Below are 26212 nucleotides of genomic sequence, written 5' to 3'. Positions count from 1 at the left end.
CCCGGAGACCGGCACCGGCCCCAAGAACAGACCTACAAGGTAAGGAACACACACGGTGAACGGACTCGTGCTGCGCACGCTGATCGGAAGACTGGGCGGCCTGCTGCTGACCCTCTTCCTGTCGAGCGTCGTGATCTTCTCCGCCCTGCTGCTCACACCTGGCGACCCCATCGCGGCACTCGCGGGCGGGGCGAAGCCGACGCCCGAGCTCATCGCGCAGATACGCGCCGAGCACCACCTCGACGACCCGATCTGGTCGCGCTACCTGCAGTGGCTGGGCGGCGTCTTCACGGGCGACTTCGGCCGGTCCTTCGTCTACAAGACCGACGTGCTCGACCTCGTCGCGCCGCGCTTCGGCGTCACCTTCCAGCTGGTGCTGCTGACGGTCGTGATCATCCTCGTCTTCGGCGTCGGATCGGGCATCCTCGCCGCCACCCGCGGCCCCGCGGTGGATCGCGCCGTGGCCGTCGCCACCGCGCTCGGCATGGCGCTGCCCACCTTCGTCGTCGCGATCCTGCTGATCTGGATCTTCGCGAAGAGCCTCGGCTGGTTCCCCGTCTTCGGCGAGGGATCCGGCGGGTGGGACCGTCTCTGGCACCTGATCCTGCCCGCGGTGTCGCTCTCCGTCATGTTCATCGCGTACATCAGCCGCGTCACCCGCTCCTCGCTCGTGGCCCAGCTGCACTCCGAGCACGTCGAGACGGCGAAGGTGCGCGGCATCCCTCGCGGCCGCATCTTCCGCGTGCACGTGTTCCGCAACGCGTCGCCTCAAATCCTCGCGATCTCGGGCACGACCATCGCGGGCCTCTTCGCCGCGTCGGCCATCGCCGAGCAGGCGTTCGGGCTCGGCGGCATCGGCTCGCTGCTCACCGAGGCCGCGGCCCGCAAGGATCTGCCCGTCGTGCAGCTCGTGTCGCTGCTGCTCGTCGCCATCTTCGTGGTGCTGAACGCGGTCGCAGACCTGCTGAGCGCCCTCATCGATCCCGACACCGTCACCGCAGGGAGGCAGGCATGAGCGTCGCCCAGCTCGCATCCGGCCGCGCGCCGAGGGCGGCGATCCGCGCCGCCCAGAAGGACTGGATGTTCGTCACGGCCCTCGCCGTGTTCGGCCTCATCGCGCTCGCCGCCGTCCTCGGGCCGTGGATCGCGCCCTACGACCACACCGAGCTCTACGCGGGCGACGTGAACGGCGTCGTCTCGGCCGCGCACCCGTTCGGCACCGACGACGTGGGCCGCGACATCCTGTCGCGCGTGCTCGTCGGCGCCCGCACGAGCGTCGTGGCCCCCATCTTCGTGGTGATCCTCTCGACCGTCGCGGGCGCCTCGCTCGCGGTGCTCGGCGCCTGGTTCGGGGGCGCCCTGCGCGGCACGATCGCCCGCGTCGTCGACGTGATCTTCGCGATCCCCGGCCTCGTGCTCGCCGTGCTGGCGGTCGCGATGTTCGGCAAGGGGCTCGTGGCCCCGGTGATCGCGCTCTCGATCGCGTACATCCCCGTCGTCGCCCGGCTCACGCAGACGGCGGCGTCGCGCGAACTCGGCAAGCCGTACATCGCGGCGCTGCGCGTGCAGGGCGTGTCGAGCCTCGCGATCTGCTTCAAGCACCTCGTGCCCGCGCTCGTGCCCGTGGTCGCCGCGCAGATGGCCGTGGGCTTCGGCTACGCCATGCTCGACCTGGCCGCGATCTCGTTCCTCGGCCTGGGCGAGCAGCCGCCCGCCGCCGACTGGGGCGCCATGATCGCGAGCGGCCAGTCCGGCATCCTCGCGGGCGCCCCCGAGCAGTCGCTGTTCCCCGCGATCTTCGTGGTGCTGACCGTGCTGTCGGTGAGCATCATCGGGGCCCGCGTCACCACCTGGGCAGAGGAGAAGGAACGATGAGCACTCCCGAGAACGCCGCGGACGCGATCTCCGAGGCCGCCGCGGCAACCGCCGCCGAGCCCGTGCTCGAGCTCGACGGGCTGTCGATCTCGATGCCCGGCCGCACGCTCGTGCACGACTGCTCGCTGCGGGTCGGCGCCGGCGAGGCCGTGGGCCTCGTGGGCGAGTCGGGATCGGGCAAGACGCTCTCGGTGCGCGCCGTCGCGGGCCTGCTGCCCGCGCACTTCGAGACCGGCGGGTCGATCCGCATCCTCGGCCGCGACATCTCCGAGCTGGGCGCGCGCGAGCTGCGCGAGCTGCGGGCCCGCCGCGTCGGCATGGTCTTCCAGACCCCTCGCGCGCACCTCAACCCGCTGCGCTCGATCGGCGACTTCATGACCGAGGCGCTCGTGACGGTGGCCGGCGCGAAGCCAGAGACGGCCAGTGCGCGAGCCGTCGAACTGCTCGACGAGGTCGGGATCACCGATCCCGCGCGCCGCCTGCGGCAGTTCCCGGCCGAGCTGTCGGGTGGTCTGCTGCAGCGCGTGATGATCGCCGCGACCCTCGCGATGGATCCAGAGATCCTGCTCGCCGACGAGATCACCACCGCCCTCGACGTCACCACGCAGGAGGAGGTGATGGCCGTGATCGGCGAGCTGCGGAAGCACCGCGAGCTGTCGATGCTGTTCATCACCCACGACCTCGCGCTCGCGGGCGCCGTCACCGACCGCGTCGCCGTGATGCGGCAGGGGCGCACGATCGAGACGCTGCGCTCGGCCACGATGCGCCGCGACGCGCGCGAGGAGTACACGCGCGTGCTCATGTCGGCGGCGCTGCCCGAGGGCGACGGGGGATCCGGATTCGCCCGTCCGAATTTCGGATCGCACCGATGTCTCGGAGCGGAGGCCGGGTTCTCACCCGAAGCACCGGCGTCGTCCGAAGTATCGACGGGCGGGCGCCGCGGCCCCGATCCGGCGCAGGCCGCGCCGATCCTCGCCGTCGCCGGCCTGCGCAAGACGTTCCGGGTGCGCAGCGCGAAGGGCGGCGGCCGCGAGACCTTCGTCGCGGTCGACGACGTCTCCCTCGAGCTCGCACCCGGCGGCTCCCTCGGCATCGTGGGCGAGTCGGGATCCGGCAAATCGACCACGGCCCGCATCATCTGCGGCCTCGAACGCGCCGACGCCGGCACCGTGACCGTGGCCGGCGACGACTGGAGCTCCCCGGCGCGCGGCACCGCCGCCCGCCGCGCCCGCGCGAAGACCGTGCAGATGGTGTTCCAAGACCCCTACCAGTCGCTCGACCGCCGGCAGACCGTGCGCGAGTGCCTCGCCGAGGCGATCCGCGTGCACCGGCCGCGCGACCCCCGCGCGGCCGTCGAAGCCCGCACCTCAGAGCTGATGCGGCAGGTGCGTCTCGACGGGACCCTGCTCGACGCCCGGCCGCGCTCCCTCTCGGGCGGGCAGCGGCAGCGGGTCGCGATCGCGCGGGCGCTCGCCGCCGACCCGCGCATCCTCGTGCTCGACGAAGCAGTCTCCGCGCTCGACGTCACCACCCAGGTCGAGATCCTCTCGCTGCTCGACGCCATCCGACGCGATACCGGGGTGGCGCTGCTCATGATCACCCACGACCTCACCGTGATCCGTCGCCTCTGCGACCGCGTCGCCGTGATGCGGGCGGGCGCGATCGAGGAGTACGGCACCGCCGACGAGATCCTCGACTCGCCCCGAGCCGAGTACACCCGGCTGCTGCTCGACTCCATCCCGCGCGAGGGGTGGAAACCGCGCCGGCGACGGCTCGGCCGCACCTCGGCGATCCCCGTCGTCACCGCCGCCCAGCCCATCCCCGACATGGAGGACCTCGCATGACCCCCGCACCCGAACTCATCGAGCCCGCGTTCGAGTTCTGCTTCGAGCTGCGCGTCGACGTGGCCGACGCCATTCCCGTCGGCGGATCGGACGAGGGCGAGGGCCTGCACTTCGCGGGCATCAACGGCGGTGCGTTCGAGGGCCCCCGCCTGCGCGGGCGCATCCTGCCCGGCGGTGGCGACTGGTGGCACGGCCGCGGCCTCACCGTGCGGCTCGACGCGCGCTACGTGATCGAGGCCGAGCTGCCGGGCGGTGCCGGGCGCGCAGCGATCGACGTCGTGAACCGCGGCACCTGGCGCACCGAGCCCGAGAGCTTCGAGCGCATGCTCGCGGGGGAACCGGTGGGCGAGCGCGAGCTCTACTACCGCACCGCCTTCGTGTTCCAGACCGAGCACCCCCAACTGCAGTGGCTCGCCGAATCGCAGTTCGTCGGCTACGCGCGCCCCGAGCCCGGCCGCGTCGTGATCCGCGTGTTCCGGCTGGTGTAACCGCCGCCCCCGGGCGCCCGCGATCCCGTCCCGAGCACCCAGAAGCACCCACCCAGAAAGAAGCACCCATGTCAGCACCAGCAGACCTCTGCATCGTCTCCGGCCGCGTGTTCGACGGCCGCGTGCGCACCGTGCACACCGCCGTCGCCGTGCGCAAAGACCGCATCCTCGCGGTCGGCGACGACGCCTCCGTGCTCGCGCACCGCGGCCCCGACACGCGCGTGGTCGACGCCGGCGGCGGCGCGATCCTGCCCGGCTTCGTCGACGCGCACGCCCACGCCGTCTTCGCCGGCGTCGAGCGCCTCAGCCTCGACCTGACCCCCGCGACCACCGTCGAGCAGACGCTCGACCTGATCGCCCGCGCGGCGGCTCGGCTCGACGAGGCCGCAACCCCCGATGCCTGGCTGGTCGGCGGCGGGTGGTCGCACGAACTCCTGCCGCACCCCACCCGCCAGATGCTCGACGCGATCGCCCCCGACCGGCCGGTCGCCCTGAGCGATGCCGGCCACCACACGCTCTGGGCCAACACCCGGGCCCTCGAGATCGCCGGCATCGACCGCGACACTCCTCAGCCCGCCAACGGGCACGTCTACCACGACGAGCAGGGCGAGCCGACCGGCTACCTCAACGAGGGCGGCGTCGAACTGCTCGCCCCGTCCATCCCCGCCGCGACCGTCGCGGAGATGACGGCCGGCCTGCTCGAAGCCCAGGCCTACCTGTGGTCGCTCGGCGTCACCGGCTGGCACGAGGCGATCCTCGGCGAGTTCAACGGCAAAGCCGACTGCACCCCCGCCTACCTCGCCGCGACCGCCGACGGAACGCTGCGCAGCCGCGTCTCGGGTGCGCTGTGGATCCCACCGGGCACGACCGCGGCCGACGTGCCCGCGCTCGTCGAGCGATTCGAACGCCTGCGCGCCGAGAACGAGGCCGCCGGGCTGCCCTCCGCCACGTGCAAGGCGATGGTCGACGGCGTGCCCCAGGGCGAGACCGCCGCACTGCTCGACCCCTACTGCTCGCACCCGCACTCGGGCGAACTGCACATCGACGCCGAGACGATGCGCGAGCTCGCGATCCGGCTCGACGCCCGCGGCTTCGCCCTGCACCTGCACGTCATGGGCGACCGCGGCACGCGCATCGCCCTCGACGCGATCGAAGCCGCGCGACGGGCGAACGGCCCCGGCCCCCGGCACCACCTCGCGCACCTGTCGATGATCGACCCCGACGACTCCCGGCGCTTCGGGGCGCTCGGGGTCACCGCCAACATCCAGGGGCTGTGGGCCACCACCGACCCGTCGATGATCGCGGTCGTGGGCGAGGCGCGGTCGGCGAGGTCGTACCCGTTCCGCGAGCTGATCGAGAGCGGCGCCGACATCGCGATGGGCTCCGACTGGCCGGTGTCGCTCGCCGACCCCTGGCAGGCGATCCACGTCGCCGTCAACCGGGCGCACCCCTTCGGGCCCGGCGCGGGGCTGCCGCCGCTCGACCCATCGCAGGCCCTCACGCTCGCCGAGGGGCTGGCCGCCTACACGAGCGGCTCGGCCTCGCTCGTGCTCGGCTCCGCCGGCCGTGTGCGGGTCGGCGAGCGCGCCGACCTGGTCGTCTCGACCGAGGATCCGTTCGAGATCCCGCCGGATCAGCTGTTCCGCGTCGCTGCGGCCATCACCGTGGTCGGCGGCGACGTGGTGCACGAGCGGATCGCCCCCGCACCCCATCCGCAAGCAACCGTGTAAGGAAGCACACCCCATGAAGATCGTCATCGCAGGTGCCGGAATCGGCGGCCTCATCACCGCCCTGAGCCTGGAGGCCGCCGGCTTCACCGACATCACCGTCGCCGAGCGCACCCCCGAGATCCGCGGGCTCGGGGTGGGCGTCAACCTGCTGCCGCACGCCGTGCGCGAGCTCACCGAGCTGGGCGTCGCCGACCGCATCGCCGCGCTCGGCGTCGAGCCCGGCACGCTCAGCTACTACAACCGCCACGGCCAGCCGATCTGGAGCGAGTCGCGCGGCCGCGACGCCGGCTACGCGTGGCCGCAGCTCTCCGTGCACCGCGGCCGCCTGCAGCTCGAACTCCGCGACCTCGTCGAGGAGCGCCTCGGCGACGTGATCCGGCTCGGCCACAGGCTCGTCGACCTGCGCGAGGGCGTCGACGGCCGGCCGGGAGCGACCGCCGTGTTCGAGCTGACCGACGGTAGCCGCACCGAGCTCTCGGGCGACCTCGTCATCGCGGCCGACGGCATCCACTCCGCCGCGCGCAAGCTCTTCTACCCGGACGAGGGCGAACCCGTATGGAGCGGTCTCACCCTGTGGCGCGGTACCGCCCTCGTCGACCCCCTGCTCGACGGTCGCACCATGGTGATGGTGGGCGACGCCGAGCAGAAGTTCGTCGCCTACCCGCTGAGCGGCCCGCTCGAAGACGGCCGCCAGCGCCTCAACTTCATCGCCGAGCGCCGCGGCGGCGGCTCGCCCTCGGCCGACTGGAACCGACAGGTCGAGCGCGGCCCGATCGCCGAGATCTTCGAGGGGTGGCGCTACGACTGGCTCGACATCCCCGCTGTGATCGCGGGCGCGGAAGAGCTGCTCGAGTACCCGATGGTCGACCGCGACGCGATCCCGCAGTGGGTGTTCGGGCGCGTCGTGCTGCTCGGCGACGCCGCCCACGCGATGTACCCGAACGGTTCGAACGGCGGCTCGCAGGCCACCCTCGACGCGCGCACGCTCGCCTACGAGCTGGCGACGGCGCCCTCGATCGACGCGGCGCTCGTCGCATACGAGGGGGCGCGCCGCCCCGCCACGGCCCGCCTGCTCGAGCTCACGCGCCAGACCGGCCCCGAGCGGGTCATGCAGATCGCCTACGAGCGCGCCCCCGACGGCTTCGTCGATGTCCACGACGTGATCCCGCGCGAGGAGCTCGAATCGATCGCCGCGGAGTACAAGATCGCGGCGGGGTTCCACCCCGAGCAGCTCAACGCGCGCTCGTCGTTCACGGCGCGCGCGGGCGGTGGGGCGACGGACGGGTCGGCCGTCGCCGGGGCGTCGTGAACGACGGCGCCGGGATCGCGCCGGGATCGGCGCCGTCGCTGATCCCCGTGTGCGAGGTCGTCGTCGAGCTGGGGGAGCCGCTCGACTTCGGCCCGACCCGCGACGGCGCGCGCCGCTTCACCCCGATCGTCGGGGGAGAGCTGCGGGGGATGCCGGGGGCCGACGCGGGGGAGGCGGTGCGCGGCCTGCGCGCCGCGATCCTGCCGGGCGGCGGCGACCGCCAGCTGCTGCGCGCTCCCCGACCCGGTCCAGGTGCCGACGCCGCGCCGACGGTCGAGATCGACGCGCGCTACGACGCCCGCACCGCCGACGGCGCGCTGATCGGGGTGCACGCGATCGGCATCCGGCGCGTGCTGTCCGGCGAGAGCGGACGATTGGGATCCACCCCGCCCCGCGTCTACTTCAGGGTGATGCTGCGCCTCGAGACGGCGGAACCCTCGCTCGCCGAGCTGCAGGAGGCGCTCTTCATCGCCGATGGCGTGCGCGAGGCCGACCGGGTGCGCCACACCGTCTACCGCGTGGGCTGATCCGGCCGTGTCGCGTCGGCGCCCTGCCGAATCACTGCGCCGCCGCGCCGCCCGGGCGCGGAGACGCGGAGTCCCGAACCGCTGCTTCGAGATCGAAGACGCTGTTCGGGACTCCGCGTTTCGGGAGTCGCGGGGGCGCCGCGACGGGCGCCGCTAGTAGTTGACCACGAGCGACGGCAGCCACAGGATGATGTCGGGCACGGCGAACAGCACCGCGACGACCGCGAGGTCGAGCAGCACGAACGGCAGGACGCCGCGGAACACCTCGGTGACCTTGACCCCCGACGTGCCCGAGACCACGAAGCAGCTGATGCCGACCGGCGGCGTCACCATGCCGATCTCGATGAGCTTCACGACCAGGATGCCGAGCCAGATGTTGTCGAAGCCGAGCTCGGCCGCGACGGGCGCGAGCAGCGGCACGGTGATCACCAGGATCGACAGCGACTCGAGCGCCATGCCGAGGGGCAGCAGCGCCAGCAGCAGGATCGCCATCGTCAGGTGCGGGTCGAGACCCGCGTCGACGATGCCGGCGGTGAGCATCTGCGGCACCTTGGCGGCGACGAAGAAGACCGACAGGATCGCCGAGCCCACGATGATCGCGAAGACCATCGAGGTGGTGCCGGCCGTCTCCTTGAGCGCGTCGACGATCGCGTGCAGGGTGGCCCTCGCGCCTGAGCGCATGTTCTCGATGAGCACCATCACCATCGCCGCGAGGGCGCCGATGGCGGCCGACTCGGTGGGGGTGACGATGCCCGAGTACATGCCGCCGAGCACCACGCCGAAGAGGATCACGATGTAGACGAGACCGCGCTTCGGCAGGTCGCGGTAGCGGGTCGCGCTCTCGTCGGCCCGCCGCTCGCGCGTCGCGCTCGCCGCGTCGTCCTTGCCCGACGCGGCCTCGAGAGCGGTCTCGAGCGATGCGTCGGCGTCGGCGCGACGCTTGAGGGCCTTGCGACCGGCGACCATCATGTAGGCGGAGTAGACGAGCGCCGACATGACCCCCGGAATGATGCCGGCGGCGAACATCTTGGCCACCGACTCGCTCGTCATGATCGAGAAGAGCACCAGGATGATGCTCGGCGGGATCAGCACGCCGAGGGTGCCGGCGACCGCGACGCTCGCGGTGGCGAGCGGGGTGGGGTAGCCGTGCTTGCGCATCTCGCCCACGGAGAGCTTCGACATGGTGGCGGTGGTGCCGATCGACGACCCCGAGACGGCGGCGAAGCCGGCGCACGCCATGACCGTCGCGACGCCGAGGCCGCCGGGCAGCCTGCGGAAGGCGTGCGCCGCGACCGCGAACACCTGCTCGGCGATCTTCGCCTTCATGGCGAACATGCCCATGAGGATGAACATCGGGATGATCGTGAGCGTGAACTTCGCGGTGTCGTCGAACGGGATCGCACCCAGCATGTTGGTGGCGAAGTCGAAGTCGCGCAGCAGCAGCAGGCCCACGGCGCCCGAGAGCCCGAGTGCGAACGCGGCGGGCATGCGGGTGGCGAGCAGCGCGAGCAGCAGCAGGATGATCGCAATGACGAGGGGGCCGTTATGCATCGCTCGCATCCTTCCGGTTCGTCTCGTCGTCGGCGACGATGACGGGTTCGTTCGCCGCGGTGAGCGACGAGATGTCCTCGCGCTCCTGCACCGCGACCTGCAACGAGGTGGTGTCGGTGACGGTCGTCTCGAAGCTCTGGTAGCCGAGCACCTCCTTGCCGCGCACGAGGCGGGCGACGTTGACGACGGCGACGAGCAGCATCGCGACGAGGCCGACGACGATGAGCCAGCGCGCCGGCCACAGCGGCCAGTTGACGAGGCCCATGCGCGACTCGTTCTTCTCGGTCGATTCGAGCGCGCGCGCTCCGGTCGCGTAGGCGAGCCAGAGCAGGATGAGGGCGGTGGAGGACCAGCCGAACGCGACGACCCAGCGGCTCGCGCGGCGGGGCAGCCGGTCGGTGACCAGATCGACGGCGATGTGGCCGTTGGTGGCGCCCGTGTAGGCGAGCCCCAGGAAGACGGCGGCCACGAGCACGGTCTCCCCGAGTTCGAGCACGCCGGGGATGGAGGCGCCGCTGACCCCGCGGGCGATCACGTCGACGGTGATGGCGACCATCATCGTGACGGTCGCGAGCGTCGCCAGCACGCCGAGGAATGAGCTCGTTCCGAGCACGAATCTCTTCATGGTGTCTGTTTCTCTCTCGAGCGCGATGAGCGCGGGTCCGGACCGTGAGGATCCGGACCCGCGCAGATCGGGGAGCGGTTACTTCTCCTCGAAGCGGGTGATGCAGGTGGACACCGGGTCGTCGCCCTGCGCGCCCGCGCCCGCCTGCTCGAGCGCTTCGACATAGGCGTCGAAGTAGCCCTGCGCGTCGGCGAGGCCGTCGGCTTCTGCCTGCTGCACGTAGTCCGCGATGAGCTGATCCTGCACGAGGTCCTTCCACTCGGCCGTCGCGGCCGCGCTCCACGCGGTGAGGCTCTTCGTGTTGGGGAAGTCGATGAGCGCGGTGCACTGCTCGTCGTTGACCGAGTTGAACTGCTCGATGGCGGCGCCGCGGTTGAAGTCGTCGCGCACCTCGTCGACGATGGCGCGCAGGTCGGCGGGCAGGCCGTCGTAGAAGTCCTGGTTCATCCAGAGTGCGAAGGTGGTGTAAGCGCCGACGCCGGGGTCGGTCCAGGTGTCGAGCTGCTCCATGAGCTTGTAGTCGACGGGGCCGTCGAGCGTCCACGACACCGCGTCGGCCACACCGCGCTCGATGTTCTCGTAGGTCTCGGCGGCCGGCATCGAGACGACGTTCGCGCCGACGGCGTCGAAGGCGGCGGGCAGCGACGATCCGATGGCGCGCAGCTTGAGGCCGTTGAGATCGGCGATGCCGTCGACGGGGCCGTTCGAGCCGATGATGGTGGTGCCCGGGCTCCAGGCGCCCATGAACTCGATGCCCATGTCGTCCCACTGGGCGACGGCCGACTCGTTGTTGAGGTTGACCTCGTAGAGGGCCTCCATGAGGGCCTGCGGGTCGTTCACCATGAAGGGGATGCCCGCGACCGACATCGAGGGGAACATCGAGGCCGAGTAGTCGGAGATCGAGACGCCCACGTCGGCGCGGCCGTCGCGCACGCACTCGGCGATCTCGGGGGCCTTGCAGATCGACTCGGGCTCGGTGCGGTCGACCGTGATGCGCCCGTCGGAGCGCTGCTCGAGCTCGCTGAAGAACCACTCGACGGCGGGGGCGCTCGGGGTGTTCGGCAGCACCATCGTCATGGCGTTGACGGTGACGCTCTCGCCGCTCTCGGCGGGGGCGGCCTCGTCGGCGCCGCCGCTGCAGGCCGTGAGCGTGAGCAGACCCGCGGCGGCGAGTGCCAGGGCGGGCGTCGTGAGTCGGGCTGTGGTCATGGTTCCTCCTTGAAATGAGCAGATCGGTGTTCTGCTGCGACCGGTGCGCCGAGCCCCCGCGCACTTCGCGCATTCATTATCTACACACCGAGGTCAACTATCGAAGCCAGATATACGATCGTGTCTAATCTGTGATCTTTCATAGCGAAAGCATCGGAGAGTGATCAAGAACCAACGGCATATCGATGTATCGGCATGGGAAACAACCCGGTCGCGGCAAAGCGGACGGGCGACGTCGCCCGGAGAACGACGCCGCCCCCGCCGCTCGAGAGCGACGGGGGCGGCGGGGGCGCAGTGCGCGACCGGCTACTCAGCCGGCACGTCGAGACCGTTGACGCGCTGGATCTCGCGCTGGTACTCGGCGACGACGCTGCGGGAGACGCGGCAGTCGAGCAGGATCGTGCCCTGAGCGCCGGCGGCCGTCCAGGCGCTCAGCGCATCGAGGTCCTCGAGGCGCTGCACGCGCACGCCCTGCGCGCCGAGCGCGGTCGCGAGCCCTGCGAAGTCGACGTCGGGGATGAGCATGGGATCCTGTCCGAGCCCCATCGCTCCGTAGAGGTGCACCTCCGCGCCGTAGGCGCCGTCGTTCCAGACCACGATCACGCCGCTCGGCGAGGTGCGGATCGCGGTCTCGAGATCCGCGAGCGCCATCAGACCGCCGCCGTCGCCCGTGCTCAGCACCGTCGTCGTGCCCGGGGCCGCGGCGGCGACGCCCGCCACGGTCGGGAAGCCGAGGCCGATGGTCTGATAGGCGGTGCCGACCATGATCATGCGCTCGGGCGAGGCCACGTGCCACCGCGTGTTGGCCCAGCCGATGAAGTGGCCGCCGTCGGTGGTGACGTGGCGGTTCGCGGGCAGCAGCTCGTCGAGCCGCGCGGCCACCGCCCGGGGATCGAGGCGGCCGTCGGCGCAGATGCCGTCGGGGTGGGCGAGCAGGCCGTCGTCGCGCACGCGGAGGGCGCCGCCGGGCTCGAGCCCGAGCACGCTCTCGCGCCACCCGCTCGGCAGACGGCCCGCGTCGACCAGGGCGCCCCGCAGCGTCTCGAGCGTCGCCCGGGCATCGCCCTGCAGCAGCAGGTGCGTGATCGGGCGGTTCGTCTTGGGCGGGGCGACCTGCTCGTCGTCGATGCGGATCACGGTGGCGCCCGGTCCGAAGAGGTCGCCGAAGCGCATCGTGAACTGATTCAGGCTCGCGCCGACCACCAGCACCACGTCGGCCAACTCGATGGTCTCCATCGCGGCCTGCTGGCCGAAGCCGCCGGTCACGCCGAGGTCGAAGCGGGCGGCGGGGAAGATGCTGCGGGCCAGTGCCGTCGTGGCGGTGAGCGCGCCGAGCGCGTCGGCGATCGCGCCGAGCTCGGCCGAGGCGCCGGAGAGGTGCGCACCGCGGCCGGCCAGCACCACCGGCCGCTCGGCCTCGAGCAGCGCGCGCACCGCGGCCTCGAGCTGGTGGCCGGCCGGGCCGCCCAGCCGCTCCGGCTGGGGTGCGACGGCAGGGGCGGCGTGCCCCGCCACATCGGCGACCGACGCGCTGAGCGAGGCCAGCACGGCGGGATCGCCGAGGTCGATGCCGGGGAAGGGGGCGCCGTTCGCGCCGGCCGCCGGCTGCGGTTCGACGGCGGGCGCCGAGACGAGGTCGTAGGGGATGCCGAGCACGACGGGGCGGCGCACGCGCTGCGCGTAGGCCACCGCTCGATCCACGGTGCGGTCGATGTTCGCGACCGAGAGCATGTGGGTGCGCACGCCGAGCGCCGCGGCGAGCATCTCCTGGTCGACGTCCCAGGGGCGGGGGCCGCCGCTCGGCGCGTCGCCCACGACGACGAGCATGGGCGTGCGGGCCTGGGCGGCCTCGGCCAGCGCCGTGAGCGTGTTGGTGAACCCCGCGCCGTAGGTGGTGGTGGCGATCGCGAGCCTGCCGCTCACCCGGGTGTAGGCGTCGGCGGCGGCGACGGTGCCGGCCTCGTGTCGCACGGCGGTGTAGGGCACGCCGACCTGGGCGAGGTGCTCGATGAGGTGGGCGTTGCCGTTGCCCATGAGGCCGAAGCTGTGGTCGGCGTGCCGGGCGAGGGCTGCCGCGAGGGCACGGGTGAGCGAAGGGGTCGCAGAAGCGGACATCACAGATCCTTGAAAGATTCGATGGAGTGGGAACCGTGTATGTCTCGTCGGGAGGCAACCGTGCCTCAGCGACAGCAGCGCCCCTTTTTCGAGCGCCTTAGCCGGCCGGGTCGGAAATCACCCGACCGAGCTGGACGCACCCATTGTAGTGATAAACGCGGCGGCTCACGCGTAATTCTGGGCGATCTCCCGCGCCGCGCCCTGCAGTGCCCCGACGATGTCGTCGAGCGACTCGGGCAGCGAGAAGTGCACGACCGCGACCGCGGCCGGCGGCTCGCCGGGGATGCGCAGCGGCACCGCGACGCCCATCACGCCCTCGACGACCTCGTGTCGGCTGAGCGCGTAGCCGTCGCGCTTCGCGGCGAGGGCGGCCTCGCCGAACTCGGGGCTGCCGAGCAGGCGCTCGCGCTCGACGGCCGAGAGCGACGCCTCCATGGCGTGGCCGGGGGCGCCCCGTTCGACGGGGTGGCGCACGCCGGGGTTTCTGGCGATGGCGGTCGCATTCGAGGGCTCGACCGTGATCAGGGTGACCACCTCGTCGATGTCGAGCACCGTCAGGAAGGCGGTCATGCCGAGTCGGTAGGCGAGCTCGGTGATCGCGGGCGTCGCGGCCGTGTGCAGCGCGGGGGCGACGCCGCGGGCGAGCGCGGTGAGCTTCGGCCCCAGGCGGATCCGGCCCGCCTCGTCGCGCGCGACGAAGCGGCGCTGCTCGAGCGTGCGCAGGATGCGGTAGGCGTTGGAGCGGTGGATCCCGAGCCCCTCGGCGAGCTCGTTGATCGTGAGTGGGGCCTCGGCCTCGCCGAGCAGCTCGAGCGCCTGCAGCCCCCGGGAGAGGGTCTGCGATCCGGCGGTCGCCGGTCCCCTCGCGGACGAAGTGTTCATGGGGCATATTCTCCCGTAGGAATTGTTGCCGGACGGTGTTGTGCGATCGCGCGCCGCGGTTTATTCTTGCTGTGCGATATTCAAACTTGATATTCACATAGTGAATAGGCTGGGCTCGGCCCCGCTCAGTGAGGAGAAACAGTGCAGTTCCATCATCACGGATACGTCTCCACCGACCCGCGCGTGCAGCCGGCGGCCGGCGTCGGGCTCGACCGACCCGAAGAGCTCCCCTCCGAGATCGACGTGCTCATCGTCGGCTCCGGCCCCGCCGGCATCACGGCCGCGGCGCAGCTCGCCCAGTTCCCGAACATCGTCACCCGCACCATCGAGCGCCGCGACGGTCGCCTCGTGCTCGGCCAGGCCGACGGCATCCAGGCGCGCAGCGTCGAGACCTTCCAGGCCTTCGGATTCGCCGAGGAGATCACCAAAGAGGCCTACCGGATCACCGAGACGGCCTTCTGGAACCCCGACCCCCAGAACCCCCGGAACATCGTGCGCACCGGCTTCACCCCCGACGACCCGCAGGGCATCAGCGAGTTCCCCCACCTCATCGTGAACCAGGCCCGCGTCATCGACTACTTCGCCGAGTACGCGCGCCGCGCCCCGGCGCGCGGCGACGTCGACTACGGCTACGAGTTCGTCGACCTGCAGGTCGGCGAGGGCGAGTACCCCGTCGAGGTCACCCTGCGTCGCGTCTCCGGGTACAGCGGTGCAGGCATCAACACCGTCGACTCGGAGGTCTCCACCGGCGACGAGTTCACCGTCCGGGCGAAGTACGTCATCGGCGCCGACGGCGCCCGCTCCGGCGTGCGCCGCTCGATCGGCGGCTCCCTGCAGGGCGGCGCCTCGATGCACGCGTGGGGCGTCATGGACGTGCTGCCGCGCACCGACTTCCCCGACATCCGCAAGAAGTGCATCATCAACTCCGAAGCCGGCTCGATCCTGCACATCCCCCGCGAGGGCAACCACCTCTGCCGCATCTACGTCGACCTCGGCGAGACCGACGAGCACGACGGCGGCCGGGTGCGCGAGACCCCGCTCGAAGCCGTCATCGCGCAGGCCAACGCGATCCTGCACCCCTACACGCTCGACGTGCGCGACGTGCCCTGGCACAGCGTCTACGAGGTGGCCCACCGCCTCACCGACCGCTTCGACGACGCCGCGACCTCGCCCGACGGCAAGCCCCGCGTCTTCCTCATGGGCGACGCCTGCCACACCCACAGCGCCAAGGCGGGCCAGGGCATGAACGTCTCCATGCAGGACGGCTGGAACCTGGGCTGGAAGCTCGGCTACGTGCTCGAGGGCCGCAGCCCCGAGTCGCTGCTGAAGACCTACTCCGACGAGCGCCAGGTCACCGCGAAGAACCTCATCGACTTCGACCTGGAGTGGTCGACGCTCATGGCGAAGAAGCCGGAGGAGTTCGACTCGCCCTCGCAGCTGCGCGACTTCTACGTGCAGACCGCCGAGTTCCCCGCCGGGTTCATGACCGAGTACGAGCCCTCGATGATCACGAGCGCCCCCGAGAACCAGCAGCTCGCGAGCGGCTTCCCCCTCGGCAAGCGCTTCAAGTCGGTCATGACCACGCGCGTCGCCGACGCCGTCGACGTGCACATCGGCCACCACCACCGCGCCGACGGCCGCTTCCGCGTCTACGCCTTCGCCGACGCCTCGGGCGAGCGGCTCGCACGCTGGGCCGAGTGGCTGCGCACCTCCGACGAGTCGCCGATCCGCCGATTCACCCCGGCCGGCGACGACATCGACTCGATCTTCGACGTGAAGGCGGTCATGCAGCAGGAGCACCACGACGTCGACATCATGGCGCTCGACGAGCTCTTCCGCCCCCTCTCCGGCCCCTTCCAGCTCGTCGACTACGAGAAGATCTACGCGGCCAAGCCCGAAGACGACATCTTCGAGCAGCGCGGCATCAGCCGCGACGGCGCCGTCGTGATCGTGCGCCCCGACCACTACGTCTCGGCGATCCTGCCCCTCGACGCCCCCGAGCGGACCGCCGAGTTCTTCGAGCCGATCCTCCTCGCACGCTGAGCGCCCGATCGGGCGCAGCAGCAGGCCTCGGATCCCGTCGTGGATCCGAGGCCTTCGCGCGTCGTACGCGCCCGCGCGCACGCCGGAGATGAGGAATCGCCCGCGACGGCCTAGGCTCGAAGGAGCACGGCGCCGTGACCTGGGGCGCCGCCGGACGAAGGGGGCCCGCGTGGTCTATCGAGTGCAGGGAGTGGTGGTGCGCGAGAAGAACGCGCCGGCCACCATCGAGACGGTGATCGTGCCCGATCCGGGGCCGGGCGAGGTGGTGGTCGACGTGCTCAGCTGCGGCGTCTGCCACACCGACTACCACTACCAGCAGGGCGGCATCGGCGACGAGTTCCCGTACCTGCTCGGCCACGAGTCGACCGCGCGCGTCGCCGCGATCGGCGAGGGCGTCACCGAGGTCGCGGTGGGCGACCGGGTGATCCTGAACTGGCGCGCCGTCTGCGGCCAGTGCCGCGCCTGCGCCAAGGGGCAGCCGCAGTACTGCTTCGCCACCCACAATGCGAAGCAGAAGATGACGCTCGAAGACGGCACCGAGCTGTCGGCGGCGCTCGGCATCGGCTCCTTCGCCGAGAAGACCCTCGTCGCCGCCGGCCAGTGCACGAAGATCGACGAGGAGTCGGACGCGGCCGCCGTCGGCCTGCTCGGCTGCGGCATCATGGCCGGCATCGGCGCGGCGATCAACACCGGCGAGGTGCGCCGCGGCGAGTCGGTCGCGGTGATCGGCTGCGGCGGCGTCGGAACCGCCGCGATCGCCGGCGCCCAGCTCGCCGGCGCGACCACCATCATCGCCGTCGACATCGACGACGCGAAGCTCGAGCAGGCGAAGCGCTTCGGCGCCACTCGCACCGTCAACTCGCGCGACGAAGACGCCGTCGAGGCGATCCGCGCCCTCACCGGCGGCTTCGGCGCCGACGTCGTGATCGACGCCGTGGGCCGGCCCGAGACCTACCAGCAGGCGTTCTACGCCCGCGACCTCGCGGGGCGCGTGGTGCTCGTCGGCGTGCCCACCCCCGACATGAGGCTCGAACTGCCCCTGCTCGACGTCTTCGGTCGCGGCGGCTCGCTGAAATCGTCGTGGTACGGCGACTGCCTGCCCAGCCGCGACTTCCAGATGCTCATCGACCAGTACAAGCTGGGCCGCCTCGACCTCGAGGGCTTCGTCACCGAGCGCATCGGCCTCGGCGACGTCGAGGCCGCGTTCGCGAAGATGAGCGGCGGCAACGTGCTGCGATCGGTGGTGGTGCTCTGATGGTCGCCCGCATCGAGAACCTGGTCACCAGCGGCACCTTCTCGCTCGACGGCGGCACCTGGGATGTCGACAACAACGTGTGGATCGTGGGCGACGACGCCGAGGTGATCGTGATCGACCCCGCACACGACGCCGACGCGGTCGCCGCCGCCGTCGGGGAGCGCGAGGTGCGCGCGATCCTGCTCACCCACGGGCACGACGATCACGTCCGGGCCGCGCGCGAGACCGCCGAGAAGCTCGGCGCGCCGCTGCACCTGCACCCCGACGACCGTGTGCTGTGGGACGCCGTCCACGACGAGGCCCCCGACGCCGAGATCGCCGACGGCGACGTGTTCGAGGTCGCCGGCGTGCGCCTCGCGGCCCTGCACACACCGGGGCACTCTCCGGGGTCTACGTGCTTCTCGGCTCCCGCGCTCGGCGCCGTGTTCACCGGCGACACCCTGTTCAACGGCGGCCCCGGCGCGACCGGCCGCTCCTACAGCGACTTCCCCACGATCATCGAGTCGATTCGGGATCGGCTGTTCACGCTGCCCCCCGAGACGGTCGTGCACACGGGCCACGGCGACACCACGGTCATCGGCGAGGAGGCGCCGCACCTCGACGAGTGGATCGCGAGGGGGCATTGAGCCGAACCGTCGAGCGCTTCGACCGAGTGATCGTCGGCGGCGGGGCCATGGGCCTCGCCGCCGCGTGGCAGCTCGCGCAGCGCGGTATCCGAGTGCTGCTGCTCGAACGCTTCGAGCCCGGCCACTCGCGCGGCGCCTCCCACGGCGCCACGCGCAACATGAACAACGCCTACGCCGACGATCACTTCCTCGACCTCTACGACGAGTCGCTGCGGCTCTTCCGCGTGCTCGAGCGGGCGTCGGGGCACGATCTGCTCACTCTCGACGGGCTCGTCACGCACGGCGCCGAGCACCGCGTGACGGCCGCGTACGAGGCCCTGCGAGCCCGGGGCGCTGCCGCCGAGATGGTGAGCGCCGCCGCCGCTCGGGAGCGGTGGCCCGGCCTGCGCTTCGAGACCGACGCGCTCGTGAACCGTGAGGCCGGGCGCGTCGACGCCGCCGCCGCGCTGCGGGTGCTCGCCGACCTCGCGCGCGTCGACGGCGCCGAACTGCGCTACGGGCACCGCGTCGTCGGCATCGAACCGGGCGAGGATCGGGTCCTCGTGACCGCCGAGGGCCCGCAGGGCCTCGTGCGCGTCGAGGCCGAGGGCGCGGTCGTGGCGGCCGGCGCGTGGAGCGCGCCGCTGCTCGACGGGCTCGTGCGGCTGCCGCCGCTCGCCGTCACCGAGGAGCACCCCGCCCACTTCGCGATCCGCCCCGGCTACGAGTCGGCCGCCTGGCCGTCGTTCAACCACTTCCCGCGGGAGCTCGACGAGCGCGGCGCCAGCCGGGGCACCGTCTACGGCATGCTCACCCCGGGCGAGGGCGTGAAGGTGGGCCTGCCCCTCACCGGCGAGCCGGTCGACCCCGACGCGCGGGCGTTCCGCGCGACCGACGAACTGCGCCGCAGGCTGCGCGAGCACGTCGCCGAGTGGTTCCCCGGCCTCGATCCCGGCTCGGCCGCCGAGATCAGCTGCACCTACACCTCGACCGAGAGCGAGCGCTTCGTGCTCGACCAGTGCGGGCCGCTCACGGTCGCCGCGGGCTTCTCGGGGCAGGGATTCAAGTTCGTGCCCGTGATCGGGCGCGTGCTCGCCGACGCCGCGCTCGGCGAGCGGACGCCGCCCGAGGCGTTCAGGCTCGCCGCGCACGCGTAGGCGCGCGCGTGCTCGCGCGCCACTCGCGCTCCAGGCCTGCGTGTGCTTGCCCCTGAGGCTGCCTGCCCAGAGCGTGCCTGGCCAGAGCGTGCCTGCCCCTGAGTCTGCTCGCGGCCTGAGCCTTGCCGGCCCCGGAACTCTTCGAGGGGGCGAGGACCCGTCGAGTGGTCGAAAAGGGTGCGCGGATCGGAGGAACGCAGCAGTTTCTGCCCACTCGCGGGGGAGTGAGGAAGGGGCAGGGGCTCCCTTCGGCAGGCTCGGGAACGGCACGAACGGCACGAACGGCACGAACGGCACGCACAGCACGCACGACACGCACGGCCCTGGGGCACCTGCGCAGGGGCCGGAAACGCGCGAGGCCCCGGCGACCGATGGTCGCCGGGGCCTCGTCTCAGCCGAGAAGCCTACTTCTGCGCGAAGCGGAAGAGCTTCTTGTTGGCGAACTCGAGCATGCCGACCTTGCCGAGCTCGCGGCCGTAGCCCGACTTCTTCACGCCGCCGAAGGGCACGTCCGCGCCCTCGAGGCCGGCGCCGCCGATGAAGACCATGCCCACGTCGAGCTGGTCGCCCACGCGCTCGGCGCGCTCGAGGTCGTCGCAGATCACCACGGAGCCGAGGCCGTAGGGCGACGAGTTGGCGAGCTCGATCGCCTCTTCGTCGCTCGACACCTTGTAGAGCTGCGCGACAGGGCCGAAGAGCTCCTGGCTGTACACGTCCATCGAGGGCGTGATGCCGGAGAGGACGGTGGGGGTGAAGAGGTTGCCCTCGGGCTCGTTGTCGCCCACGAGCACCTCGGCGCCCTGATCGATCGCGCCCTGCACCTGACCCGAGAGGGTCTTGGTGGCCTGAGCCGACGACAGCGGGCCGAAGTCGTCGCCGTAGCTCTGGCCGCCGATCGCGGCGACGAACTTCTCCTTGAACTCGTCGAAGTACTTGTCGAGCACGACGATGCGCTTCGAGCCGTTGCAGGCCTGGCCGGTGTTCTCCATGCGGCCGCCCACGGCGTGCTCGACCGCGTGGTCGAGGTCGTCGGTGTCGAGCACGAGGAAGACGTCGGAGCCGCCCAGCTCGAGCACGCACTTCTTGAGCGCGCGGCCGGCCTGCTCGGCGACGATCGCGCCGGCGCGCTCGGAGCCGGTGAGCGAGACACCCTGGATGCGGTCGTCGGCGATGATGTCGGCGATCTGGTCATGGGTGGCGAACACGTTGACGTAGGCGCCCTCGGGGAAGCCGGCGTCGCGGAAGAGCTTCTCGAGCGCGAGAGCCGACTCGGGGCACTGCGCGGCGTGCTTGAGGATGATGGTGTTGCCCAGGATCAGGTTGGGCACCGCGAAGCGGGCGACCTGGTAGTAGGGGTAGTTCCAGGGCATGATGCCGAGGATCACGCCGAGGCCCTGGAAGCGGAAGAAGGTCTTCAGGCCGTCCTCGACCTGCAGCTCCTCATCGGCCAGCCACTGCTCGGCGTTGTCGGCGAACGCCGCGGTGATCGCGCCCGAGAACTCGGCCTCGCCGACCGACTGGTCGAGCGGCTTGCCCATCTCACGGTTGATGATCGCGCCCAGCTCGTCCTTGCGCTCCTCGAACAGCTCGGCGGCACGCTTCGCCAGGGCGGCGCGCTCGGCGACCGTGGTCTTGCGAGCCCACTCCTTGTAGGCCTGCTGAGCCGAAGCCAGGCCGGCCTCGATCTCCTCGGCCGTCGCGTCGGGGTACTCGGCGACGGTCTCGCCCGTGGCCGGATTGATTACGGCGAAGGTGCCCATAGATGACTCACTCCTTAGTGACTTCGTCGGGTGTCGGACAGTGCCAAGTCTGGCACACCTCGGTGCACAGCACTAGCGCGGACGCCCCCGTCTTCGCGTAGCCCAAGTCAGCTTCGGGTGTCGATCTCGATAGTGTATGGAGCTGAAAACTGCGGAATCCGCGGCAGAGCGGGCCGATGGCCGCGGCGTGTCGGATCCGCCCGGCCATTTCCCAGATCCGAGCCGATGCAGCAGAATGACCCCATGGAGAAGCACACGCTGGGCAACGCCACCGACACCGGGCACATTCACGTCGGCAAGGGCCTCAACCAGGGCGCGCTCGGCGTCGTGGGATCGACGGTGATCGGGCTCGCCTCGACCGCTCCGCTCTACTCGCTCGCGGCGACGCTCGGCTACGTGATCCTCGCGGTCGGCGCTCAGGCGCCGCTCGTCTTCATCATCGCCTGCGTGCCGATGATCTTCGCCGCCTTCGCCTACCAGGAGCTCAACCGCGAGATGCCCGACTGCGGCACCACCTTCGTGTGGGGCACCAAGGGCTTCGGGCCCGTCGTCGGCTGGATCGGCGGCTGGGCGGTCGCGGTCTCGGCGATCATGGTGCTCGCCAACGTGGGGGAGATCACGGGCAAGTACTTCTGGCTGCTGCTCGGCAACGAGGAGTTCGCCGACAACCGGGTGATCGTGGTCGCCACCTCGGTCGTGTTCATGGCGATCATGACGTTCGTGAGCACGATCGGCGTGCAGATCGGCGAGAAGCTGCAGATGGTGCTCATGACCATCCAGATCGTCGCGATGGTGCTCTTCGGCGTGCTCGCCCTCTGGCACTCGCTCGACGGCGGCAACCCCGACTCGATCGCGTTCGACTGGCAGTGGTTCAACCCCGCCGAGCTCACCTCGTGGTCGGGCTTCATCGAGGCCGTGCTGCTGGCACTCTTCATCTACTGGGGCTGGGACACCTGCCTCGCCCTCAACGAGGAGACCAAGAACCCCCGCAAGACGCCCGGTCGCGCGGCGCTGTCGAGCATCGTGGTGCTCATCGTGCTCTACGTGGGCATCTCGGTCGTGGTGATGATGTTCGCCGGCTTCGGCGACACGGGGTACGGCCTCACGAACCCCGAGAGCCTCGACGACGTGTTCTCGGTGCTGGGCGGCGCGCTCTTCGGGCCGTGGGGCTGGTTCCTGATCCTCGGCGTGATGCTGTCGGCGGCGTCGTCGACGCAGACGACGATCCTGCCGACCGCGCGCGGCACCCTCTCGATGGCGGTCTACCGCGCGCTGCCCGCGAAGTTCGCCGAGCTGCACCCCAAGTTCAAGACGCCGTGGTTCTCGACGACGCTCATGGGCGCGGCGGCGATCATCTACTACGTGGGCATGTCGATCCTGTCCGAGGACATGCTCGCCGACTCGCTCACGTCGATGGGTCTCGCCGTCGCGCTCTACTACGCGATCACCTCGTTCGCCTGCGTCTGGTACTTCCGCGGCACGCTGCGCGACAGCGCCCGCAACCTGTGGATGCGCGGCATCCTGCCCGCGCTCGGCGGTCTTATGCTCGGCTACGCGTTCGTGCAGTCGGCGATCGACATGTGGAGCACGGAGTACAGCGAGACCGTGCTGCTCGGCGTGGGCGGCGCCTTCGTGATCGGGGTCGGCGCGATCCTGCTCGGCTTCGTGCTCATGGGCATCTGGTGGCTGCGCCCGGGATCCAAGCCGTTCTTCCGGGGCGAGAGCCTGAACCGCGACACCCCGGTGCTCGTTCCCGACGAGTGAGCGGGGCCGTGGCTCGGAGGCTCGGAGGCTCGGAGGCTCGGAGGCTCGGCGGGGGCGCGGGCCATGGGGCCGGGGCCCGGGTACGGGATCCCCGAGGAGGGATTTCCGGAGACCGGGTCACGAAGGCCGTGCCGCGACGCCTCGGGCGCCCGATCGTCTCCGGGGCGCGGCATCCGCGCCGAATCGTAACTCGCTCTTCACTGGGGCGTGACGGGGCGTAACGCCCCCGTCACGCGCCCGCGCTGCAATGGACGGCATGGGAACCCCGGTCACGGTAGCGGTCAGGCGGCAGACGATGCCGGCCCGCAGCGGCGACGCGGTCGCGTGGGTCGAGGAGGGCCTGCGGCTCGCCCGCGGCTTCGACGGCTGCCTGGGCGGCGGGGTGCTGCGCGACAGCGGCGACGAGAACGTGCTGCACGCGATCTACCGCTTCGCCGATGAGGCGGCGCTCGGCGACTGGGAGCGCTCGGAGCAGCGCCGGCGCTGGCTCGAAGCGGGTTCCCCCCTCGTCCTCGATGCCCGGGTGCAGCGTCGCACCGGCATCGAGGGCTGGTTCGACGGGCCGCAGCTGCGGCGCAGCGTCGACGTGCGAACGGGTGACGCGCGCACCGTGGTGGTGCGCTCGGCGCCGCAGCGCTGGAAGCAGGCGATGGCCATCTGGGTGGGCATGTACCCGGTGAACGTCGCGTCGTCGTGGGTGATCTCGACGCTGCCGTGGTGGGGCGACGCGCCCGTGCTGCTGCGCTCGGCACTCGTCGTGACGGTGCTCGCCCCGCTCATGACCTTCGTGATGATGCCCGCCGTGACGCGGGTGCTGCGACCCTGGCTGCGCCGCAACCCGGGGGCGATCCGCACGGAGCGCTCGCTGCTCGAGGCGCTCGACTCGCGGGCCGCCGCGCCGCGGCCTCCCGGGACGGCACGGGGCTGAGCGCACCCCCGGGGCTGAGCGCGCCCGGGGACCGAGCGGGATACCGCCGCGGGGCGCCGGTATCCTGACTCCATGCGGGCGTCACGGCGACGCCCGCCTCGGAGCGAGTGCGGGAGCGGACGATGACGGTGGAGCGTTTCGACACGATCGTGGTGGGCGCGGGTGTGGCCGGGCTCACCGCCGCGCGGCTGCTGGCGGGGGCGGGGCAGCGGGTCGCGGTGCTCGAGGCGCGGGATCGGATCGGCGGTCGTGTGCACACGGAGCGCGATGGCGGGCGGGTGACGGATCTCGGGGCGTCGTGGATCCACGGCATCTCGAACAGCCCGCTGTTCGAGGCGGTCGCCGCGTGGGGGATGCCCACGGTCGAGTTCACGGTCGGCAGCTATCAGGCGGGCGGGCGGCCGATCGCCTACTACGGCCCCGACGGCGCGCGTCTCGACGAGGCGGCTGCGCAACGGTTCGTCACCGACGCGGCGCTCGTCGACGAGCGCCTCGGCGAGGTGATCGCGGCGGCGGCGCCGGCCACGAGCTACGCGGAGGCCGCCGAGACCGCGGTCACCGAGGTGGCGGACGAGCGCGGCTGGAGCGCGGAGCGCGCCGCGCGGGTGGTGGAGTACCTGTTCCACCGCTCTGAGGAGCAGTACGGGGCCGACGCGCGCCTGCTCGACGCGCACGGCCTCGACGACGACGCGATCGAGGGCGACGAGGTGGTGTTCCCCGAGGGGTACGACCGGCTCGCGACGCACCTCGCCGAGGGGCTCGACGTGCGATTGGAGCACGCCGTCTCGCGGGTGGTGCGACGCGGCGGCGACGCAGCGGGGGCTCGCGTCGAGGTCGTGACGGGCCGCGGAGCCTTCGCCGCCGACCGGGCCGTGATCACCGCGCCCGTGGGGGTGCTGCGCTCGGGTGGGATCGTGTTCGATCCGCCGTTGCCGGAACCGGTCGCCGACGCGCTCTCGGGCCTCGAGATGAACGCGTTCGAGAAGGTCTTCCTGCGCTTCCCCGAGCGCTTCTGGGACGAGGGGGTCTACGCGATCCGACGGCAGGGCGCGGCGGCCGAGTGGTGGCACTCCTGGTACGACCTCACGGACCTGCACGGCGAGCCCACGCTGCTCACCTTCGCGGCGGGGGAGTGCGCGAAGCAGATCCGGGACTGGTCCGACGATCGGGTGGCGGCCTCGGTCATGGAGGCGCTGCGGGGCATCTACGGCGACGGGATCCCGGATCCCGTGCACGTGCACGTCACGCACTGGCAGCACGACCGCTGGGCGGGGGGAGCGTACGCCTACATGACGGTCGGCTCGCGGCCCGAGGATCACGATCTCATCGCGACGCCGATCGACGGCGTGCTGCACCTCGCGGGCGAGGCGACGTGGGCCGAGGATCCCGCGACCGTGACCGCTGCGCTGGCCTCGGGGCACCGGGCGGCCGAGCGGATCCTCGGCCGTGAGCTGCCCTACGGCTCGCTCGTCGGCGCGGGCGGGTACTGAGCCGGCGGCTGCTGGGCGGCCGGGGAGTGACCGGCCGGATACTGAGCCGGCTGGTGCTGCGCGGCGTCGGGCGCGGCGGGCTGCTGCGCGGTCGGCTGGTCGGGGCCCTGGGCGTGCTGGGGCTGCTGCGGGGCGGCGTCCGCGCTGCGCGCCCGCCGGCGCCTCGCCGTGCTCACGATGAGCACGATCCCGAGTGCGACGATCGCGGCGACGAGCAGCCAGGGCAGCAGGATGCCGGCGAGCACCAGCGCGCCCGAGCCCGCGGCGCCGAGCGATCCGAAGCCGGCGAGCAGGCCCTCCCAGAAGTTGGCGGGGCCGCCGCCGGGCAGCGCCGAGCGCGTCTGCAGAGAGACGTGGATGGTCGCCTCGTCGACCTGCCCCTCGAGCGACTTCAGCTGGGCGCGCAGCCCGTCGAGCTCCTGCTGGCGCTGCGACAGCGCGGCCTCGGCCTCGAGCAGCTCGCTCGTGGTCGCGGCGCCGGCCATGAGCTCGGTGAGCCGGTCCACCGACTCCTCGAGGGCTGCGACCCGGGCCTGCAGGTCGACGTGCTCGGTCGTCACGTCGAACTCGGAGCGGCTCTGCGAGAGCACCTCGCCCACCTCCGAGAGCGCCTCGAACGCCTCGTCGACGCGGTCCTCGGGCACACGGATCGTGACATCGGCCGCGGCGGCGGCACCGCGGCCGACGTCGCCGACCTCGCCGCCCGCCCGTCGCACCGTCGACGACTCGACGCCGCCGTCGAGGCGCTCCGCGACCTCGGCGACCTCGTCGGCTGCCTCACGGGGGTCGGCCACCTCGAGTGAGACGTCGCCCGTGCGGATGACCGAGCGCTCGGCGCGGCTGCCCGACGTGCTGCCGGTCGCGGGAGCGGCCGAGTCCTCGGCCACGACGCCGCGGTCCAGCTCGGTGAAGGGGGTGGGCATCTCGTGCGAGGTCGAGGGGAGCCCGGCCCCGGACTGCGCGGAGCAGGCGGCCAGCGGCGCGACGAGCACGGCGGCGAGGACGATCGGGAGTGCGATGCGGCGCTTCATGACCACACCCTACGATGCGCGGGG

21 protein-coding genes are annotated in these 26212 nt (G+C 71.7%); 14 read left to right on the top strand and 7 right to left on the bottom strand.

The features are described from left to right. Positions 1-55 precede the first annotated feature (55 nt). From H490_RS20360 to H490_RS32280, 7 genes are all read left to right on the top strand, one after another. The gene (locus H490_RS20360; RefSeq protein WP_017883272.1) at positions 56-1015 is read left to right on the top strand and encodes an ABC transporter permease; all 960 of its coding nucleotides are present in this window, start codon (positions 56-58) and stop codon (positions 1013-1015) included. Beyond that, entirely contained in the window at positions 1012-1875 is an 864-nt protein-coding gene (locus H490_RS20355; RefSeq protein ID WP_017883271.1) for an ABC transporter permease, read from the top strand. The genes H490_RS20360 and H490_RS20355 overlap by 4 nt, the downstream gene beginning before the upstream one ends. Next, a complete protein-coding gene (locus H490_RS20350) occupies positions 1872-3719 on the top strand; it encodes an ABC transporter ATP-binding protein (RefSeq protein ID WP_017883270.1) in 1848 nt (615 codons plus the stop codon). Before H490_RS20355 ends, H490_RS20350 begins: the two co-directional genes overlap by 4 nt. Then, positions 3716-4207, top strand: a complete 492-nt coding sequence (locus H490_RS20345; protein ID WP_017883269.1) for a DUF3237 domain-containing protein — start codon at positions 3716-3718, stop codon at positions 4205-4207. Before H490_RS20350 ends, H490_RS20345 begins: the two co-directional genes overlap by 4 nt. A 68-nt stretch (positions 4208-4275) precedes the next feature. Continuing rightward, a complete protein-coding gene (locus tag H490_RS20340) occupies positions 4276-5937 on the top strand; it encodes an amidohydrolase (protein WP_017883268.1) in 1662 nt (553 codons plus the stop codon). 13 nt (positions 5938-5950) lie between these two features. After that, positions 5951-7246: a flavin-dependent oxidoreductase gene (locus H490_RS20335; protein ID WP_017883267.1), complete on the top strand. Its 1296-nt coding sequence runs from the start codon at positions 5951-5953 to the stop codon at positions 7244-7246. Beyond that, positions 7243-7773, top strand: coding sequence for a DUF3237 domain-containing protein (locus H490_RS32280; RefSeq protein ID WP_017883266.1), 531 nt, complete (start codon positions 7243-7245; stop codon positions 7771-7773). The genes H490_RS20335 and H490_RS32280 overlap by 4 nt, the downstream gene beginning before the upstream one ends. A gap of 153 nt (positions 7774-7926) precedes the next feature. On the opposite strand, the gene H490_RS20325 is transcribed toward H490_RS32280, so the two are convergent. The 5 genes from H490_RS20325 to H490_RS20305 form a co-directional block, all read right to left on the bottom strand. Beyond that, positions 7927-9324: a TRAP transporter large permease gene (locus H490_RS20325; RefSeq protein WP_017883265.1), complete on the bottom strand. Its 1398-nt coding sequence runs from the start codon at positions 9322-9324 to the stop codon at positions 7927-7929. Continuing rightward, a complete protein-coding gene (locus H490_RS20320) occupies positions 9317-9949 on the bottom strand; it encodes a TRAP transporter small permease (protein ID WP_017883264.1) in 633 nt (210 codons plus the stop codon). The genes H490_RS20325 and H490_RS20320 overlap by 8 nt, the downstream gene beginning before the upstream one ends. 78 nt (positions 9950-10027) lie before the next feature. Next, positions 10028-11158, bottom strand: coding sequence for a TRAP transporter substrate-binding protein DctP (dctP, locus tag H490_RS20315; RefSeq protein WP_017883263.1), 1131 nt, complete (start codon positions 11156-11158; stop codon positions 10028-10030). 306 nt (positions 11159-11464) lie between these two features. After that, positions 11465-13273 carry a thiamine pyrophosphate-binding protein gene (locus tag H490_RS20310; RefSeq protein WP_017883262.1) on the bottom strand — a complete coding sequence of 603 codons (1809 nt, stop codon included), beginning with the start codon at positions 13271-13273 and terminating at the stop codon, positions 11465-11467. A 165-nt stretch (positions 13274-13438) separates the two neighbouring features. Beyond that, positions 13439-14155: an IclR family transcriptional regulator gene (locus H490_RS20305; RefSeq protein WP_017883261.1), complete on the bottom strand. Its 717-nt coding sequence runs from the start codon at positions 14153-14155 to the stop codon at positions 13439-13441. 141 nt (positions 14156-14296) lie between these two features. Here H490_RS20305 and H490_RS20300 point away from each other — a divergent pair, with 141 nt between their 5' ends. The 4 genes from H490_RS20300 (at position 14297) to H490_RS20285 (ending at position 19215) form a co-directional block, all read left to right on the top strand. After that, a complete protein-coding gene (locus H490_RS20300) occupies positions 14297-16198 on the top strand; it encodes an FAD-dependent monooxygenase (protein WP_017883260.1) in 1902 nt (633 codons plus the stop codon). Positions 16199-16367: 169 nt separating this feature from the next. Further along, a complete protein-coding gene (locus H490_RS20295; RefSeq protein ID WP_031289761.1) occupies positions 16368-17453 on the top strand; it encodes an S-(hydroxymethyl)mycothiol dehydrogenase in 1086 nt (361 codons plus the stop codon). Continuing rightward, on the top strand, positions 17453-18079 hold the full coding sequence (locus H490_RS20290; protein WP_017883258.1) for an MBL fold metallo-hydrolase: 627 nt from the start codon (positions 17453-17455) through the stop codon (positions 18077-18079). Before H490_RS20295 ends, H490_RS20290 begins: the two co-directional genes overlap by 1 nt. Then, the gene (locus H490_RS20285) at positions 18076-19215 is read left to right on the top strand and encodes an FAD-dependent oxidoreductase (protein WP_031289760.1); all 1140 of its coding nucleotides are present in this window, start codon (positions 18076-18078) and stop codon (positions 19213-19215) included. The genes H490_RS20290 and H490_RS20285 overlap by 4 nt, the downstream gene beginning before the upstream one ends. Positions 19216-19619: 404 nt before the next feature. Here the strand turns inward: H490_RS20285 and H490_RS20280 are convergent, their stop codons facing one another. Beyond that, positions 19620-20975 (bottom strand): NAD-dependent succinate-semialdehyde dehydrogenase, encoded by a 1356-nt coding sequence (locus H490_RS20280; RefSeq protein ID WP_017883256.1) that lies wholly within the window; start codon positions 20973-20975, stop codon positions 19620-19622. A 243-nt stretch (positions 20976-21218) separates the two neighbouring features. On the opposite strand from H490_RS20280, the gene H490_RS20275 reads away from it, so the two are divergent. From H490_RS20275 to H490_RS20265, 3 genes are all read left to right on the top strand, one after another. Then, on the top strand, positions 21219-22739 hold the full coding sequence (locus H490_RS20275; protein WP_017883255.1) for an APC family permease: 1521 nt from the start codon (positions 21219-21221) through the stop codon (positions 22737-22739). 256 nt (positions 22740-22995) lie between these two features. Beyond that, the gene (locus H490_RS20270) at positions 22996-23667 is read left to right on the top strand and encodes an antibiotic biosynthesis monooxygenase (RefSeq protein WP_164884535.1); all 672 of its coding nucleotides are present in this window, start codon (positions 22996-22998) and stop codon (positions 23665-23667) included. A gap of 122 nt (positions 23668-23789) precedes the next feature. Continuing rightward, a complete protein-coding gene (locus H490_RS20265) occupies positions 23790-25157 on the top strand; it encodes a flavin monoamine oxidase family protein (RefSeq protein WP_017883253.1) in 1368 nt (455 codons plus the stop codon). Here the strand turns inward: H490_RS20265 and H490_RS31035 are convergent. Then, positions 25124-26188: a DUF4349 domain-containing protein gene (locus H490_RS31035; protein ID WP_017883252.1), complete on the bottom strand. Its 1065-nt coding sequence runs from the start codon at positions 26186-26188 to the stop codon at positions 25124-25126. The genes H490_RS20265 and H490_RS31035 overlap by 34 nt on opposite strands. Positions 26189-26212: the final 24 nt, after the last annotated feature.

Origin of the sequence: Leucobacter sp. UCD-THU, from assembly GCF_000349545.1 — a bacterium.
Classification (GTDB): domain Bacteria; phylum Actinomycetota; class Actinomycetes; order Actinomycetales; family Microbacteriaceae; genus Leucobacter; species Leucobacter muris.
The sequence above is the reverse complement of the archived record's forward strand: the minus strand, read 5'-3'. Positions and strand labels throughout refer to the sequence as shown.

Coding starts and splice junctions, on each gene's coding strand:
- H490_RS20355 (WP_017883271.1), top strand. CDS start 1,012: ATGAGCGTCGCCCAGCTCGCATCCGGCCGCGCGCCGAGGGCGGCGATC.
- H490_RS20350 (WP_017883270.1), top strand. CDS start 1,872: ATGAGCACTCCCGAGAACGCCGCGGACGCGATCTCCGAGGCCGCCGCG.
- H490_RS20345 (WP_017883269.1), top strand. CDS start 3,716: ATGACCCCCGCACCCGAACTCATCGAGCCCGCGTTCGAGTTCTGCTTC.
- H490_RS20340 (WP_017883268.1), top strand. CDS start 4,276: ATGTCAGCACCAGCAGACCTCTGCATCGTCTCCGGCCGCGTGTTCGAC.
- H490_RS20335 (WP_017883267.1), top strand. CDS start 5,951: ATGAAGATCGTCATCGCAGGTGCCGGAATCGGCGGCCTCATCACCGCC.
- H490_RS20325 (WP_017883265.1), bottom strand. CDS start 9,324: ATGCATAACGGCCCCCTCGTCATTGCGATCATCCTGCTGCTGCTCGCG.
- H490_RS20320 (WP_017883264.1), bottom strand. CDS start 9,949: ATGAAGAGATTCGTGCTCGGAACGAGCTCATTCCTCGGCGTGCTGGCG.
- dctP (WP_017883263.1), bottom strand. CDS start 11,158: ATGACCACAGCCCGACTCACGACGCCCGCCCTGGCACTCGCCGCCGCG.
- H490_RS20310 (WP_017883262.1), bottom strand. CDS start 13,273: ATGTCCGCTTCTGCGACCCCTTCGCTCACCCGTGCCCTCGCGGCAGCC.
- H490_RS20305 (WP_017883261.1), bottom strand. CDS start 14,155: ATGAACACTTCGTCCGCGAGGGGACCGGCGACCGCCGGATCGCAGACC.
- H490_RS20290 (WP_017883258.1), top strand. CDS start 17,453: ATGGTCGCCCGCATCGAGAACCTGGTCACCAGCGGCACCTTCTCGCTC.
- H490_RS20280 (WP_017883256.1), bottom strand. CDS start 20,975: ATGGGCACCTTCGCCGTAATCAATCCGGCCACGGGCGAGACCGTCGCC.
- H490_RS20275 (WP_017883255.1), top strand. CDS start 21,219: ATGGAGAAGCACACGCTGGGCAACGCCACCGACACCGGGCACATTCAC.
- H490_RS20270 (WP_164884535.1), top strand. CDS start 22,996: ATGGGAACCCCGGTCACGGTAGCGGTCAGGCGGCAGACGATGCCGGCC.
- H490_RS20265 (WP_017883253.1), top strand. CDS start 23,790: ATGACGGTGGAGCGTTTCGACACGATCGTGGTGGGCGCGGGTGTGGCC.
- H490_RS31035 (WP_017883252.1), bottom strand. CDS start 26,188: ATGAAGCGCCGCATCGCACTCCCGATCGTCCTCGCCGCCGTGCTCGTC.